The sequence below is a fragment of the Geodermatophilus normandii genome (assembly GCF_003182485.1).
In the GTDB taxonomy this organism is placed as follows: domain Bacteria; phylum Actinomycetota; class Actinomycetes; order Mycobacteriales; family Geodermatophilaceae; genus Geodermatophilus; species Geodermatophilus normandii.
The window spans coordinates 2,510,650-2,526,178 of record NZ_QGTX01000001.1 but is presented as its reverse complement, the minus strand read 5'-3'; the positions used below and the strand labels follow the sequence as shown (position 1 = coordinate 2,526,178).

At 74.5% G+C, this 15,529-nt stretch carries 11 protein-coding genes; 4 read left to right on the top strand and 7 right to left on the bottom strand.

All coding sequences use genetic code 11. The features are described 5' to 3' along the window. Nucleotides 1–89 precede the first annotated feature (89 nt). Together JD79_RS12395 and JD79_RS24535 are read left to right on the top strand one after the other, a co-directional pair. Nucleotides 90–4,703, top strand: coding sequence for an ATP-dependent helicase (locus JD79_RS12395; RefSeq protein WP_110005760.1), 4,614 nt, complete (start codon nt 90–92; stop codon nt 4,701–4,703). An 82-nt stretch (nt 4,704–4,785) separates the two neighbouring features. Beyond that, nucleotides 4,786–5,628 (top strand): cold shock domain-containing protein, encoded by an 843-nt coding sequence (locus JD79_RS24535; protein ID WP_110005759.1) that lies wholly within the window; start codon nt 4,786–4,788, stop codon nt 5,626–5,628. A gap of 75 nt (nt 5,629–5,703) precedes the next feature. On the opposite strand, the gene JD79_RS12385 is transcribed toward JD79_RS24535, so the two are convergent. After that, on the bottom strand, nt 5,704–6,288 hold the full coding sequence (locus tag JD79_RS12385; protein ID WP_110005758.1) for an antibiotic biosynthesis monooxygenase: 585 nt from the start codon (nt 6,286–6,288) through the stop codon (nt 5,704–5,706). A gap of 158 nt (nt 6,289–6,446) precedes the next feature. Between JD79_RS12385 and JD79_RS12380 the strand changes: the two genes are divergently transcribed. Then, nucleotides 6,447–7,301 (top strand): DNA-formamidopyrimidine glycosylase family protein, encoded by an 855-nt coding sequence (locus JD79_RS12380; RefSeq protein ID WP_110005757.1) that lies wholly within the window; start codon nt 6,447–6,449, stop codon nt 7,299–7,301. 75 nt (nt 7,302–7,376) lie between these two features. On the opposite strand, the gene JD79_RS12375 is transcribed toward JD79_RS12380, so the two are convergent. Continuing rightward, entirely contained in the window at nt 7,377–8,207 is an 831-nt protein-coding gene (locus JD79_RS12375) for a PspA/IM30 family protein (RefSeq protein ID WP_110005756.1), read from the bottom strand. Between the two features lie 194 nt (nt 8,208–8,401). On the opposite strand from JD79_RS12375, the gene JD79_RS12370 reads away from it, so the two are divergent. Next, nucleotides 8,402–9,418 carry a carbohydrate kinase family protein gene (locus JD79_RS12370; RefSeq protein WP_110005755.1) on the top strand — a complete coding sequence of 339 codons (1,017 nt, stop codon included), beginning with the start codon at nt 8,402–8,404 and terminating at the stop codon, nt 9,416–9,418. On the opposite strand, the gene JD79_RS12365 is transcribed toward JD79_RS12370, so the two are convergent. From JD79_RS12365 to JD79_RS12345, 5 genes are read right to left on the bottom strand one after another with little or no spacing between them, the layout of a single operon-like run. Next, the gene (locus JD79_RS12365) at nt 9,415–11,043 is read right to left on the bottom strand and encodes a glycoside hydrolase family 13 protein (protein ID WP_110005754.1); all 1,629 of its coding nucleotides are present in this window, start codon (nt 11,041–11,043) and stop codon (nt 9,415–9,417) included. The two genes, JD79_RS12370 and JD79_RS12365, sit on opposite strands and share 4 nt — an antisense overlap. A gap of 11 nt (nt 11,044–11,054) precedes the next feature. After that, entirely contained in the window at nt 11,055–12,371 is a 1,317-nt protein-coding gene (locus tag JD79_RS12360) for an ABC transporter ATP-binding protein (protein WP_245900054.1), read from the bottom strand. Between the two features lie 48 nt (nt 12,372–12,419). Beyond that, nucleotides 12,420–13,253 (bottom strand): carbohydrate ABC transporter permease, encoded by an 834-nt coding sequence (locus JD79_RS12355; protein WP_110005753.1) that lies wholly within the window; start codon nt 13,251–13,253, stop codon nt 12,420–12,422. Next, nucleotides 13,253–14,215, bottom strand: coding sequence for a carbohydrate ABC transporter permease (locus JD79_RS12350; protein ID WP_110005752.1), 963 nt, complete (start codon nt 14,213–14,215; stop codon nt 13,253–13,255). Before JD79_RS12350 ends, JD79_RS12355 begins: the two co-directional genes overlap by 1 nt. Then, on the bottom strand, nt 14,212–15,462 hold the full coding sequence (locus JD79_RS12345; RefSeq protein ID WP_245900053.1) for an extracellular solute-binding protein: 1,251 nt from the start codon (nt 15,460–15,462) through the stop codon (nt 14,212–14,214). The genes JD79_RS12350 and JD79_RS12345 overlap by 4 nt, the downstream gene beginning before the upstream one ends. Nucleotides 15,463–15,529 lie beyond the last annotated feature (67 nt).

The window sequence follows — 15,529 nt, the reverse complement described above, 5'->3', positions numbered from 1 at the left end:
CCCCACGCCACCACCGGGACGGGGGACCCGTCCGCCCTGGGCGTACGCGCAGGCCAGCGGACTGTCGTACCCCCGGGGACACTGGACACGTGCCCGCTCTCGACCGGTTCTCCGCGCCCACGCGGGCGTGGTTCACCGGCGCCTTCGCCGAGCCCACGGCCGCGCAGGAGGGCGCCTGGCAGGCGATCAGCAGCGGCGAGCACGCGCTCGTCGTCGCCCCCACCGGGTCGGGCAAGACGCTGGCGGCCTTCCTGTGGTCGCTCGACCGGCTGGCCAGCACCCCGCCGCTTGACGAGAGCCGCCGCTGCCGCGTCCTCTACGTCTCCCCGCTCAAGGCCCTGGCCGTCGACGTCGAGCGCAACCTGCGCGCGCCGCTGGCCGGCATCGGGCAGGCGGCGATGCGGCTGGGCCTGCCGCGGCCGGAGACCACCGTCGGCATCCGCTCCGGCGACACCCCGGCCGACGAGCGGCGGGCGTTCACCCGCCGGCCCACCGACATCCTCATCACCACCCCCGAGTCGCTGTTCCTGATGCTGACCAGCTCCGCGCGGGAGGCGCTGCGCGGCGTGGAGACGGTGATCGTCGACGAGGTGCACGCCGTCGCCGACAGCAAGCGCGGCGCGCACATGGCGGTCTCCCTCGACCGGCTCGACGAGCTGCTCGAGCGGCCCGCGCAGCGGATCGGCCTGTCGGCCACGGTGCGCCCCATCGAGGAGGTCGCCACCTTCCTCGCCGGTGGCCGGCCGGTGCAGGTCGTGCAGCCGACGTCGGTCAAGCAGTGGGACCTCTCCGTCGTCGTGCCGGTCGAGGACATGAGCGCGCTCGGCCAGCCCACCGGCGAGCTGGAGGGGTCGGCGGCCGGCGACCAGCCGCGGACGTCGATCTGGCCGGCGGTCGAGGAGCGGGTGCTCGACCTGGTCGAGGAACACCGCAGCACGATCGTGTTCGCCAACTCACGCCGGCTGGCCGAGCGGCTGACCAGCCGGCTCAACGAGATGTCCTACGAGCGCACCACCGGCGAGGTCGTGCCCCCGGGCACGAACGCCGCGGCGCTCATGGCCCAGGCCGGCTCCGGCGGGGGCACGCCCGAGGGGTGGCAGCCGGTCGCCGCCGCCCACCACGGGTCGGTCTCCCGCGAGCAGCGCGCCGTCGTCGAGGAGGCGCTGAAGTCCGGCCGGCTGCCGGCGGTGGTGGCGACGTCGTCACTCGAGCTCGGCATCGACATGGGGTCGGTCGACCTCGTCGTCCAGGTCGAGGCGCCGCCCACCGTGGCCGCGGGCCTGCAGCGGGTCGGCCGCGCCGGGCACCAGGTGGGCGCCGTCAGCCGCGGCGTGCTGTTCCCCAAGTACCGCGGCGACCTCGTGCAGTGCGCGCTGGTGGCCGAGCGGATGAAGGCCGGCGCCATCGAGTCCATCCGCTACCTGCGCAACCCGCTCGACGTGCTCGCCCAGCAGATCGTGGCGATCGTCTCCGAGGGCCCGCGCACGGTCGAGGAGGTCGGCGCGCTGGTCCGCCGGTCGGCGCCGTTCTCCGGCCTGCCCGACTCCGCGCTGCACGCCGTCCTCGACATGCTCGCCGGCCGCTACCCCTCCGACGCGTTCGCCGAGCTGCGGCCGCGGCTGACCTGGGACCGCGTCACCGACACCCTCACCGCCCGCAGCGGCGCCCAACGGCTGGCGGTCACCAGCGGCGGCACCATCCCCGACCGCGGGCTGTTCGGCGTCTTCCTCGTCGGCGGCGAGGGAGCGGGCGGGCGCCGGGTCGGCGAGCTCGACGAGGAGATGGTCTACGAGTCGCGGGTGGGCGACGTCTTCCTGCTCGGGTCGTCGTCGTGGCGGATCGAGGAGATCACCCACGACCGCGTGCTGGTCTCCCCCGCTCCCGGCCAGCCCGGGAAGATGCCCTTCTGGCACGGCGACGCCCCGGGCCGGCCGCTGGAGCTGGGCCGGGCGCTCGGCGCCTTCCTGCGCGAGGTCGGCTCCGCGACGCCGGAGAAGGGGCGCGAGCGCGCGCAGGCCGCCGGGCTCGACGACTGGGGCGCGGCCAACCTGCTCGCCTACCTCGCTGAGCAGAAGGCGGCCACCGGCCACCTCCCCGACGACCGGACGCTGCTGGTCGAGCGGTTCCGCGACGAGCTCGGCGACTGGCGGCTGGTCGTGCACTCCCCCTTCGGCGCGCAGGTCAACGCCCCGTGGGCGCTGGTCCTCGCCGCGCGGCTGCGCGAGCGCCACGGCGTCGACGTCGCCTCGATGCACTCCGACGACGGCATCGTGCTGCGGCTGCCCGACACGACCGGCGAGCCGCCCGAGGCCGACCTCGCCGTCCTCGACCCCGACGACGTCGAGCGCGAGGTGACCGCCGAGGTCGGCAGCTCCGCGCTGTTCGCCAGCCGGTTCCGCGAGTGCGCCGCCCGCGCGCTGCTGCTCCCCCGCCGCGACCCGCGCCGCCGCACGCCGCTGTGGCAGCAGCGCCAGCGCGCCGCCCAGCTGCTCAGCGTGGCCAGCGACTTCTCCGCGTTCCCCATCACGCTCGAGGCCGCGCGCGAGGTGCTGCAGGACGTGTACGACGTCCCCGGCCTGGTCGAGCTGATGCGCGACGTGCGCTCCCGCCGCGTGCGCGTGGTCGACGTGCAGACCCAGGCCGCCTCGCCGTTCGCCCAGTCGCTGCTGTTCGGCTACGTCGGCCAGTTCCTCTACGAGGGCGACGCCCCGCTGGCCGAGCGGCGGGCGCAGGCGCTCGCACTGGACACCGGGCTGCTCGCCGAGCTGCTCGGCCGCTCGGAGCTGCGCGAGCTGCTCGACGCCGAGGCGCTCGGCGAGGTCGAGCGGGAGCTGCAGCGGCTGCCGGCCGAGCGGCACCCCCGCGACGTCGACGGCGCCTCGGACCTGCTGCGCGGCCTGGGTGACCTCACCCCCGCCGAGGCGGCGCTGCGCGGCGTGCCGGCGGCCTGGCTCGAGGAGCTGGTCGCCTCCCGGCGGGCCATCGTCGTGCGGATCGCCGGCGAGGAGCGCCACGTCGCCATCGAGGACGCCGGCCGGCTGCGCGACGCCCTCGGCACCGCCCTGCCGGTCGGGGTGCCCGAGGCGTTCACCGAGCCGGTCGCCGATCCGCTGGGCGACCTGGTCGGCCGCTACGCCCGCACGCACGGCCCCTTCCAGCCGGGCGAGGTCGCCGCACGGCTCGGCCTCGGCGTCGCCGTCGTCACCTCGACGCTGCAGCGGCTGGTGGGCACCGGCCGGCTGGTCACCGGGGAGTTCCGTCCCGGCGGCACCGGCCAGGAGTGGTGCGACGCCGAGGTGCTGCGGTCGGTCCGCCGCCGCAGCCTGGCCAGGCTGCGGCAGGAGGTCGAGCCGGTCCCGATCGGCACGCTGGCCCGGTTCACCCCGTCCTGGCAGTCGGTGGGCAGCCGGATGCGCGGGGTCGACGGCGTCCTGGCGGTCGTGGAACAGCTCGCCGGCGCGCTGGTGCCCGCCAGCGCCCTGGAGTCGCTGGTGCTGCCCTCCCGGGTGCGCGACTACCGCCCCGCGATGCTCGACGAGCTGACCAGCGCCGGCGAGGTGCTGTGGGCCGGCGCCGGCGGGCTGCCCGGAGGCGACGGCTGGGTGAGCCTGGTGCCCGCCGACCTCGCGCCGCTGCTGCTGCCCGACCCGGTCGAGCTGCCGGAGGAGGGCGGCGTCGCGTTCGCCGTGCTCGAGCAGCTCGGCGCCGGGCAGGCGGTGTTCTTCCGCGGGCTGTCCGACCTCGTGGGCGCCACCGACGACGCCGCGCTGGCCGACGTCGTCTGGGACCTGGTGTGGGCCGGCCTGCTCACCAACGACACGCTCGCCCCGCTGCGGACGCGGCTGGCCGGCGGCGGCACGCACAAGCGGGCACCGGCGCCGCCGCGGGCCCGCGTCGACCGTCCGCGCTACGGGCGCGCCCGGCTCGGGCGCCCGGCGATGCCCACCCGCACCGGCCCGCCCACGGTGGCCGGCCGCTGGTCCCGGCTGCCCGAGCGCGAGGCCAACCCGACCCGGCGCACCACCGCGCGCGCCGAGGCCCTGCTGGAGCGGCACGGCGTGCTCACCCGCGGCGCGGTCATGGCCGAGCAGGTGCCCGGTGGCTTCTCCGCCGTCTACCCGGTGCTGCGGGCGTTCGAGGAGAACAACCGGGCGCGCCGGGGCTACTTCGTCGAGACGCTGGGCGCCGCGCAGTTCGGCACGGTCGGCTCGGTCGACCGGCTGCGCGCCTTCGCCACCCCCGACCGGGCGCCCGAGGGCGCGGTGGTGCTCGCGGCCACCGACCCGGCCAACGTCTACGGCGCCGCCCTCCCCTGGCCCGACCGCGGCGGCGCCGGCGACGGCGACCCCGCGGGGTCGTCGGCAGCGCAGGTGGCCGTCGACGTCGGCGAGGGCACCGGGAGCCGGCGGGCCACCGGTCACCGCGCCGGGCGCAAGGCCGGTGCCCTGGTGGTGCTGGTCGACGGCGAGCTGGTGCTCTACGTCGAGCGCGGCGGCAAGTCGCTGCTGTCGTGGACCGAGGACGAGACCACGCTCAAGGAGGCGGCCACCGCGCTGTCGGGCGCCGTCGCCGCGGGGGCACTGGGCCGGATGGTGGTGCAGAAGGCCGACGGCGCCTCGGTGCACGAGGACACCCCGCTGTCGTCCGCGCTGCAGGCGGCCGGCTTCGCCGCCACCCCGCGCGGGCTGCGCCTGCGGGGATGAGCCCCTGCGGCCGACCGGCCGGGGGCGCCGGGGTCCCGCGTACCGTGGAACGTCGCAGTGACGAGGGATTGAGGGAACTGACATGGCAGCCGGAACGGTCCGCTGGTTCGACGCGGACAAGGGCTTCGGGTTCATCGAGCCCCAGGACGGCGGGGACGACGTCTTCGTGCACTTCTCGGCCATCGAGGACACCGGTGGCTTCCGGACCCTCCAGGAGGGCCAGAGCGTCGACTTCGACGCCACCGAGGGCCCGCGCGGCCCGCAGGCCGACCGGGTGCGCCCGGTGGGCGGCGCCCCGCGGGGCGGCCGCGACGACCGCGGCGGGCGGGACGACCGGGGCGGGCGCGACGACCGGAGCCGGGGCGCGCGCGCTCCGCGCGGCCTGGTCGTGCAGGGCACCGTGGCCCGCTACGACGCCGACCGCGGCTTCGGCTTCATCGTCCCCGAGGACGTCTTCGTGCACGTCTCCGCGGTGACCCGCGGCGGCGACCTCGAGGAGGGCGACCGGGTCGAGTTCGAGCTGGTGGAGGGTCCGCGCGGGCTGCAGGCGGACGCGGTGCGCCTGCTGCCCTCGCTGCCGCGCCGCGGCGCCGACCGCCCCGCCCCCCGCGAGCGCCGTGACGACCGGCGCGACGACCGGCGCGACGACCGTGGCGGCCGCGACCAGCGCCCCGCCCGCGCGCCCCGCGGGGACTCCGGCGGGGACGCCGGCGGTGACGCCCAGGGCACCGTGCAGTGGTTCAACGCGGACAAGGGCTTCGGGTTCATCACCCCCGACGACGGCGGCGACGACGTCTTCGTGCACTTCTCCGAGATCGCCGACGACGGCGGGTTCCGCGAGCTCGAGGAGGGCCAGCGGGTCGCCTTCACCCGCACCTCCGGCGCGCGCGGCACCAGCGCCAGCGGCGTCCGCCCGCTGGACTGAGTCAGCGGCCGCGGGCCGTCCGCTCCTCGCGGGGGGCCCGCAGGCGCACCGCGGCCCGGCTCCGGGTCGGGGGCCTCAGCGCCGGCCGCGCAGCCAGGGCGCGAGCCAGCGCGACAGCCGCGGCATGACGACCTGCCCGAGCAGCACCACGACGATCGTCGCCGACAGCAGCAGCCGGGCCGGCAGCGGCCAGGACGCCACGTGCGGGGCCACGAGCAGCTGGAAGGCCAGCGTGATCGCGAAGACGACGGCGATCGTCAGCACGGTCAGCCGCCAGCGTGGACCCGGCCGCGGCGGGGTCAGTGCGGTGAAGAAGCTGTCCAGCCCGGCGACGCGGGCGTAGTCGGCGCCGTCGGAGAGGTGCTCGACGCGTGACAGTGCCTCCTGCCGCTCGGTCGAGCGCTCCCAGCGGGCCAGCGACTCGCCGTCGGCGAAGCGGTAGACCAGGTGGTAGCGGGTCGACCCGGGGCCCGGCCGCAGCAGGCTCGTGCCCAGGTTGCCCGCGAAGCCGGCGGCCAGACCGAGGATCTCGTCGGCCCAGCGCTCGAACGCCTCGCGCTGCTCGGGCCGCACGTCGCGGGCGACGGTCACGGTCACCGGCTCACCGGCCGCGGTCAGGTGCGCGGGGGTGGTGCTGGCGGAGGCGGGACGGCGCTGCACGGGTCCTGCAGCGCCGCGGCGCCCGGCGTGCTTCCCGCCCCCGGGCGTGACGTCCCTCGCCTCCGAGCAGTCGGAGGACCCCTGCCCCCCACCGTTCGCGTGCTCGCGGCGGACCCGGCCAGGGGGCCGTGGACACGGTCACCGAGGACAATGGGGACGTGCCCGAGGGAGACACCGTCTGGCTGGCGGCCAAGCGGATGAACACCGCGCTGGCCGGCCAGACGCTGCGCCGCGGCGAGCTCCGGGTGCCGCAGCTGGCCGCGACCGACCTCCGGGGCCGCACGGTCGGCGAGGTCGTCCCCCGCGGCAAGCACATGCTCACCCGGTTCACCGACGGCTGGACGCTGCGCACCCACTACCGGATGGACGGCAGCTGGCACATCTACCGCACGGGCACCCGGTGGCGCGGCGGGCCGGCGTTCTCGATCCGGGCGATCCTCGCGACCGACCAGTGGGACTGCGTCGGCTACCGGCTGCACGACGTCGCGATGGTCCGCACCGAGGACGAGGGTTCCGTCGTCGGCCACCTCGGTCCCGACGTCCTCGGCCCGGACTGGGACCTCGACGAGGCGCTGCGCCGGCTGCGGTCGCACCCCGACGAGCAGATCGGCGTCGCGATCCTCGACCAGCGCAACCTGTGCGGACCGGGCAACCTCTACAAGGTCGAGGGGTTGTTCGTCTGCCGCGTGCACCCGTGGATGCGGGTGGCCGACGTCGAGGACCTCCCCGGGCTGGTCGAGCGGACCCGCGCGCTCATGCTGGCCAACCGCGACCGCCCCGAGCAGAGCACCACCGGTGACCTGCGCCGCGGACGCGACCACTGGGTCTACGGCCGCAAGGACAAGCCCTGCTACCGGTGCAGCACCCCGATCCTGCGCGGCGACCAGGGCCCGGACCTGCAGGAGCGGATCACCTACTGGTGCCCGACCTGCCAGGCCACCGACGCGCCCGTCGACCCGCTGGCCCGCACGGGCGAGCCCGACCACCCGCAGCCGCTGACCAGCGCCACCTGAGACACCGCCACTGAGACACCGCCACTGAGACACCGCGGGCCCGGTCCCCGTGGGAACCGGGCCCGCGGTGAGGGGTCAGGCGTTCTCGGGGCGGTGCGCCGCCTGCTCGGTCTTCTCGAACGACGGCGACGACGTCCCCGGGCCGATCGCGCCGGCGGCACCGGTGCCCCCCTCGACGGCGGTCTGCCCGCCCATGCCGGCGCGGATCTGCTCCAGCCGGGAGGCACCGGCGACGTCGAGGGTCGCCTTCTGCACCTCGAGCATGCGGCCCTCGACCGAGGTCTGGGCGAGCTCGGCCTGTCCGAGGGCGTTGGCGTAGCGCGCCTCGATCTTGTCGCGGACCTCCGCCAGGCTCGGCGTGTTGCCCGGCGCCGACAGCTCGTTGACCTGGCGCATCGAGGCGGCCACGTGCTCCTGCATCTTGGCCTGCTCGAGCTGGCTCATCAGCTTGGTGCGCTCGGCCAGCGTGGTCTGCAGCCGCATCCGGCTCTGCTCGACGGCACCGCGCGCCTGCTCGGCGGCCTGCAGCGCCTCGTCGTGACTGCGCTTGAGGTCCTCCATAGCCTGCTCGGCGGCCACCAGCTGGGTGGCGAAGGCCTGCGCGGCCTGCTCGTACTCGGCGGCCTTGGCCGCGTCGCCCCGGCCGCGGGACTGGTCGGAGAGCACCAGCGCCTGGCGGGCGGAGGCCTGCAGCTTCTCCACCTCGCCGAGCTGCCGGTTGAGCCGCATCTCCAGCTGCCGCTGGTTGCCGAGGACCGCGGCGGCCTGGTTGGCCAGCGCCTGGTGCCGCTGCTGCTCGGCCTCGATCGCCTGCTGGATCTGGATCTTCGGGTCCGCCCGCTGGTCGATCTGCGCGTTGGCCGACGCGGTCAGGTACCGCCAGAGCTTGACGATCGGGTTGGGCATGGTGGCTCCTCCTGCTCCGGCGCGCGTCCCGCGCCGCATCCTGGCCGACCGACCACCACCTCCCGGCGGCGGTCCTCCCCGCCATCGTCCCAGCAGGACCGGTGTCCCGGCCAACAGGGACGTCCCCCGTCCGCCCGGCGTCCCCCGTCCGGGGATGCCCGGAGCGCCCCGGCCGTCCGGGCTAGGGTCGTCCGATGGACAGCGCCGTCCCCACGCTCACCGTCCTCGGCGAGCTCGTCGTCGACCTGCTCCCCGTCCCCGGTGCCGACGCCGGGCCGGAGGGCACCGCGCCGCAGTACGTCGCGCGGCCGGGCGGCAACGCGCTCAACGTCGCCGTCGCCGCCGGCCGGCTGGGCGCCCCGGTGGCGCTGCTCGCCCGCCTGGGCAGCGGCCCGCTCGCCTCGGCACTGCGGCGGCACGCCGAGCTCTCCGGCGTCGACACCCGCGGCTTCGTGCCGGCGACCGAGCCGGTGAGCCTCGCCGTCGTGGGGCTGGGGCCGGACGGGTCGCCGGACTACGGCTTCCACGTCCAGGGCGCCGCCGACTGGCAGTGGACCGACGAGGAGCTGGCCGCCGTGCTGCCTCCCGCCACGGCGGTGCTGCACGTCGGCTCGATCTCCTCGTGGACCCCGCCGGGCAGTGACGCGATCGCGCGGCTGGCCGAGCGGCTGGCCGGCACGGCGCTGGTGAGCGTCGACCCCAACCTGCGCCCCATGCTCGCCGGGGGCCCGGTCGGTGCCGCGCTCGGGAACGACCCCGACGGGGTGCGCAGCCGGCTGGACCGGCTGGTCGCCGTCGCCGACCTCGTCAAGGTCAGTGCCGAGGACCTCGCCTGGCTCGAACCGGACACCGCCGACCTCGACGGCGCCGCCCGGCGCTGGGCCGCGCGCGGGCCGGCGCTGGTGCTGCTCACCGACGGCGGGGCGCCGCTGCGGATCGCCCGTCCCGGCCGTCCCCTGCTGCACCGGGAGCCGCCGCGGGTGACCGTGGCCGACACCGTCGGCGCCGGTGACTCGCTCGCCGCCGGCCTGTTCGCGGGGTTGCTCGCCGCCGGGGTCACCACCCGCGCCGCGCTGGAGGCCCTCTCCGACGGCGACCTGCTCGCCGTGGTCGACGACGCCGCGCTCGTCGCCGCGCTCAACTGCACCCGGGTGGGCGCGGACCCGCCGACCGCCGCCGACCTGGCCGCCGCCAAGCAGCAGCGGGGCTAGCCGGGCGCCAGCCAGGCGGCGGCGTCCGGCGCCAGCGCGTCCCCGGCCGCCTCGCTGGTGAGCAGCGGCCGCCCCAGCCCGGCCAGCGGGACCGGCCGGGCGGACAGGTTGACGACGCAGCGCAGCGCCGCACCCCGGTCGAAGGCCAGGACGTCCCCGCCCAGGTCGAGCCAGCTGAGCGGCTCCTCCGACAGCAGCTGCCGGCGCAGCCGCAGCGCGGCCCGGTACAGCGACAGCGTCGACGCCGGGTCCGCGTCCTGCGCCGCCGCGGTCAGCGACGCCCACGACGCGGGCTGCGGCAGCCACGGCGTCACGCCGTCCGGGGCGAACCCGAACGGCGGCGCGTTCCCGGACCACGGCAGCGGCACGCGGCAGCCGTCCCGCCCGCGTGCCGTGTGCCCGGACCGCTCCCACGTCGGGTCCTGCAGCGCGTCGGCGGGCAGGTCCTCGACCTCGGGCAGGCCGAGCTCCTCCCCCTGGTACAGGTAGGCCCCGCCCGGCAGCGCCAGCGTGAGCAGTGCAGCGGCGCGGGCGCGGCGCAGTCCCAGGGCGAGGTCGGCCGGCGCGGCGTCGTCGAACCCCATGACCGCGGCGCCGCTGTGCGCCCGGCCGAACCGGGTGACGTGCCGGGTCTCGTCGTGGCTGGACAGCACCCAGGTGGCCGGGGCACCGACCGGGGCCAGCGCGGCCAGCGTCCCGTCGACCACCCTCCGCAGCGCCCGCGCGTCCCACGGGGCCTTGAGGTAGTCGAAGTTGAAGGTGGTGTGCAGCTCGTCGGGGCGGACGTAGCGGGCCAGCCGTTCCGGGCCGTTGACGACGGCCTCGGAGACGAACAGCCGGTCGCCGTCGTAGCTGTCGCCGATCCGGCGCCAGCGCCGGAAGACCTCGTGCACCTCGTCGACGTCCCAGTGCGGGTTGCCGACCCACTCGCTGCTCGCGAACGAGGCACCGGGCGGGTGCCCCGCGTCGGGCAGGCCGGGGATCTTCGCCAGGGCCGGGGCGGCGTCGACGCGGATCCCGTCGACCCCGCGGTCGAGCCAGGAGCGCACGATCCCGTCGAACTCCTCCCGCACCTCCGGGGAGGTCCAGTCCAGGTCGGGCTGCTCCGGGGCGAACAGGTGCAGGTACCACTGCTCCGGGCCGCCGGGTCCGGTCACCCGCGTCCAGGCCGGGCCGCCGAAGGCGCTGATCCAGTCGTTGGGCGGCGCGCTGCCGCCCGCCCGACCGTCGCGGAAGAAGTACCGCGACCGCTCGGGCGCCCCGGGGCCCGCGGCCAGTGCCGCCCGGAACCACGGGTGCTCGGCCGAGGTGTGGTTGGCGACCAGGTCGACCACGACGCGCAGCCCCAGCGCGTGGGCGTCGACCAGGAGCGCGTCGACGTCGGCGAGGGTCCCGAAGCGCGGGTCGACGTCGCGGTGGTCGACGACGTCGTAGCCGCCGTCGGCCATCGGCGAGGGGTACCAGGGCGTGACCCACAGCGCGTCGACACCCAGGTCGGCCAGGTACGGCAGCCGGCTGCGCAGGCCGGGGACGTCGCCGAGCCCGTCCCCCGTGCCGTCGGCGAAGCTGCGCAGGTAGACCTCGTAGACCACCGCCGTCCGCCACCACGGACGGCGGTGGTCCACGGACGGAGCCCTTACGCGGCGCCGGAGCGGTGCGCCCCGGACGGTCCGGACGTCCCGGACGAGCCGCCCATCATGCTGGAGCCGACGGTCTGCCCGGTGGCCTGCGCGTGCTCGACCTGCTCCACCCGGTCCTCGGTGGCCATCTGCGTCAGCCGGGCGCCGGCCTCCGCGTCACGGGTGAGGTTCTCGCCGGTCTGCGGGTCGAAGACGTGGATCTTCCGGCTGTCGAGCCAGAACTCCGCCTCCCGGCCCTCGCGGATCCGGCTCGTGGAGTCGATGGACACGATCGCCTGGGTGCGCAGCTCCTCGGAGTCCAGCTCCCGGGACAGGTCGCGCAGCTGGGCGGTGATCGCCTCCGGCGCCTCGTAGGGGATGTAGGCGTACTGCGAGTCCCCGAGCCACTCGGTGACGTCGACCCGGGCGCGGAACACCGACCCGACCGGCCGCTTGGCCTCGTCGACCAGCGACGCGTCCTCGAAGTACTCCGGGCGGATGCCCACCAGCAGCAGGTCCCGGCCGCGGACGGCCGCGGCCCGCTGCTCGTCGAGGGTGACCGGCCCGAACGGCGTCTGCAGGGTGGTGCCCTCCAGCGTGGCGGGCAGGAAGTTCATCGGCGGCGAGCCGATGAACCCGGCGACGAACAGGTTGACCGGCTGCTCGTACAGCTCGCGCGGCGAGGCGACCTGCTGGATCTTGCCCTTGCGCAGGACGCAGACCCGGTCGCCGAGGGTCATCGCCTCGGTCTGGTCGTGGGTGACGTAGACGGTGGTGATGCCGAGCCGGCGCTGCAGGCGGGAGATCTCGGTGCGCATCTGTCCGCGCAGCTTGGCGTCGAGGTTGGACAGCGGCTCGTCGAAGAGGAACGCCTCGGCCTGCCGCACGATCGCCCGGCCCATGGCCACCCGCTGGCGCTGGCCACCGGAGAGGTTGGCCGGCTTGCGCTCCAGGTGCTCCTTGAGCTCGAGGACGTCGGAGGCTTCCATGACGCGGCGGCGGACCTCGTCGTCGGGCGTCTTGGACAGCCGCAGCGGGAAGGCGATGTTCTCGAACACCGTCATGTGCGGGTAGAGCGCGTAGTTCTGGAAGACCATCGACAGGTTGCGCTCGCGCGGGGCGAGGTCGTTGACCCGCTTGCCGCCGATGACCATGTCGCCGCTGGTGATGTCCTCCAGCCCGACGATCATCCGCAGCAGGGTGGACTTCCCGCAGCCGGACGGGCCGACCAGGATCATGAACTCGCCGTCGGCGATGTCGAGGCTGACGTCGTTGACGGCCGGGTAGCCGTCGCCGTACTGCTTGACGATGTTGCGCATCTCGATGGAGGCCATCAGATCTCGTCCCCTCTGGACGTGAGCGGAGTGGGGAGCACGGCCGGGTCAGCCCTTGACCGCGCCGTTGGTGAGGCCGGCGACGATGCGCCGCTGGAAGAGCAGGACCAGGACGACGACGGGGATGGTGACGATCACCGCGGCCGCGGCGATGGCCCCCGTCGGGTCCTCGAACTGCGAGGCACCGGAGAACAGACCCAGCGCGGCCGGGACGGGGCGGGATGCGTCCGTCGACGTCAGCGAGATGCCGTAGGCGAAGTCGTTCCAGGCGATGAAGAAGGCGATGATCGCCGTCGTGAAGACGCCCGGGGCGGCCAGCGGGACGATGACCTTGCGGAAGGCCTGCCACGTCGTCGCGCCGTCGACCTGCGCGGCCTGCTCCATCTCCCAGGGGATCTCCCGGAAGAACGCCGACATCGTCCAGATGGAGATCGGCAGCGTCAGGGACAGGTACGGGATGATCAGCCCGGGCCAGGTGTCGTAGAGCCCGATCTGCCGCCACAGGTTGAACAGCGGCGTCACGATCGAGATCACCGGGAAGATCGCCACCCCGAGCGCCACCGACAGGATCAGCTTCTTGCCGGGGAAATCCAGCCGGGCGATCGCGTAGGCCGCGAACATCGACAGGATGCACGAGATCGCGGTGGCGATCAGGCAGATCCCGAAGCTGTTGCGCAGCGCCGGCAGGAACAGGTCACTCGCCGCGCCGGTCAGGACCGTCGAGTAGTTCGTCCACGACGGGTCGCTCGGCAGGAACTGGCCGTTGGCGATGTCCGACGGCGCCTTGAGCGACAGCGAGATGATCCAGGCGATCGGGAACAGGCAGTAGATGATGATCAGGACGCCCCCGACCACCCACCAGACCTTCGACCTCGTCGACATCAGCGCTCTCCTCTCGCCTGTGCGAGGTCGATCTTGAAGCCCTTGATGAACAGGAAGGCGATCAGCACGACGGCCAGGAACAGCAGGACCGACACCGCCGACCCGAGGCCGATCTCCACCCGCGCGATCGTCTGCCGGTACGCGAGGAAGGACACCGACTCGGTGTTGTTGGCCCCCGCGGTCATGATGTAGATGCTGTCGAAGACGCGGAAAGCGTCGAGGGTCCGGAACAGCAGGGCCACCATGATCGCGGCCTTCATGTTCGGGATGGTCACCTTCCACATCCGCTGCCACCGCGTGGCGCCGTCGACCTTCGCCGCCTCCTGCAGCACCTCGGGCACCTGCGCCAGGCCGGCGAGCAGGAGCAGCGAGATGAACGGCGTGGTCTTCCAGATCTCGGCCAGGCAGATGACGAACAGCGAGGTGCCGGTGCCACCGAACCAGTCGGTGGTGTCGCTGACCCCCGGCAGCCAGGTGAACCAGTTGTTCACGAAGCCGGTGTCGATCCGGAAGGCGAACTGCCAGGCGAAGGCGGACACGACCGTGATGACGGCGTACGGGATCAGGATCGAGGCCCGGACGACCGGACGGATCGACGAGAGCGCCTTGGCCATGACCAGCGCCAGGGCGAACCCGAGGACCAGCTCCACGGCGACGGTGACGACCGTGATCAGCAGCGTGATGGCCACCGACGTCCACCACAGCTGGTCGGTGAGGATCACCCAGTAGTTCGACAGCCCGTTGAACGACCGGTTCTCCGGGTCGGTCAGCCGGTAGTTGAACAGCGAGTAGTAGACCGCCTGCAGGATCGGGTAGGCGGTGACGAGGAGCATCACGAGGAACGCCGGGCCGGCCAGCATCCAGCCGAGCTTGCGTTCCGCCTTGGACCGGTCGGAGATGGTTCCGCCCGGGGCGGAGACCGGTTGCGTCTTCTCGACCGGGGGGAGCGTCGTCTGGCTCATAGCAGCTGCTCTCCTGACAGGACGGCCTGCATGAGTTCCTGAGCCCGCTCACCGGTCTGGTCGTCCACCGCGCCCGGCGGGTGGTACTCGCGGAGGAGGGACCCGAGGACCTCGCTGTAGTAGGGGGTCTGCGGACGAGAGGCCGCCGCCTCCAGCGACTCCCGGATGGTGTCGGCCATGGGGTAGGCCTCCTGGACCTCCGGGTCGTCGTAGACGGCTGCCGAGGAGGCCGGGTTGCCGTTGGTGATCATGTACTCGGCCTGGTTCTCGTCGCTGACGATGCAGGCGGTCGCGTCGTAGGCGAGGTCGGGGTGCGCACTGAAGGCGGAGACCCCGAGGTCGATCCCGCCCAGCGGGGGCGCAGCCGGCGAGTCCGCGTCGACACGGGGGTACAGCGCCCATCCGTAGTCCTCGGGCACGGACGCGTCCAGGGTGCCGGCCTCCACGGCCGCCTGCGCCCGGGCGTAGACGAACGGCCAGTTGACCATGAACCCGCCGGCGTCGCTCTCGAACTCCGTCGCGCTGGTGTCCTCGCTGGACGTCGTGAAGCCCGCACCCACGGCGCTGGAGTTGGCGACGGTGGCCATCACCTCAGCGGCACGGTCGGACTCCGGCGAGGACAGCCCCCACTGGACGTCCTCCGGGTTGTCGGAGTTCTCCTCGATGATGGACCCGCCGGCCGACTCGATCAGCGCGTTGAACCACACCATGAGCGACTCGGCACGCCTGCCCTGCGCGCTCAGCAGCACGCCCTGGCTCTCGGCGGCCTCCACGAGCTGGTCCCACGTGACCGGCTGGGTCATGTCGAGCCCGGCGGCCTCGGCCACCGACTTGCGGTACCAGAGCAGCTGGGTGTTGGCCCAGAAGGGGATGGTGACCAGCTCGTCTTCCCAGGTCGCCGACTGGAGCGCGCCCTCGAGCACGCCCTCGCTGACCTCCTGCGCGATGTCCTCGGGCACGGGCGCGAGGAAACCCGCCTGGGCCAGCTCCGGGGGGAACACCACGTCGAGGCTCATGATGTCGATCGAGGAGTCCTCGGCCGCCAGGCGGCGCACCAGCTGCTCCCGCTGGGCGGACGACTCACGCGGCAGCTGGGACACCTGGATCGTGTACGCACCACCCGACTCCTCCGAGCAGCGTTCGGCGATGGCCGCCTGCCCGCCCGAGTCGGGGTTGATGTACCAGTTCAGCACCGGGGTGGCGGAGTCCGATCCGCCGCCGCCGCAGGCGGCCAGCGTGGACGCCACGACGAACGCGGTGGCCGCGCCCCCGACAGCACGCCGTGACCGTCTCCGCCGGGCCCGTCGCGGAGGA

Coding starts and splice junctions, on each gene's coding strand:
- JD79_RS24535 (WP_110005759.1), top strand. CDS start 4,786: ATGGCAGCCGGAACGGTCCGCTGGTTCGACGCGGACAAGGGCTTCGGG.
- JD79_RS12375 (WP_110005756.1), bottom strand. CDS start 8,207: ATGCCCAACCCGATCGTCAAGCTCTGGCGGTACCTGACCGCGTCGGCC.
- JD79_RS12370 (WP_110005755.1), top strand. CDS start 8,402: ATGGACAGCGCCGTCCCCACGCTCACCGTCCTCGGCGAGCTCGTCGTC.
- JD79_RS12360 (WP_245900054.1), bottom strand. CDS start 12,371: ATGGCCTCCATCGAGATGCGCAACATCGTCAAGCAGTACGGCGACGGC.
- JD79_RS12355 (WP_110005753.1), bottom strand. CDS start 13,253: ATGTCGACGAGGTCGAAGGTCTGGTGGGTGGTCGGGGGCGTCCTGATC.
- JD79_RS12350 (WP_110005752.1), bottom strand. CDS start 14,215: ATGAGCCAGACGACGCTCCCCCCGGTCGAGAAGACGCAACCGGTCTCC.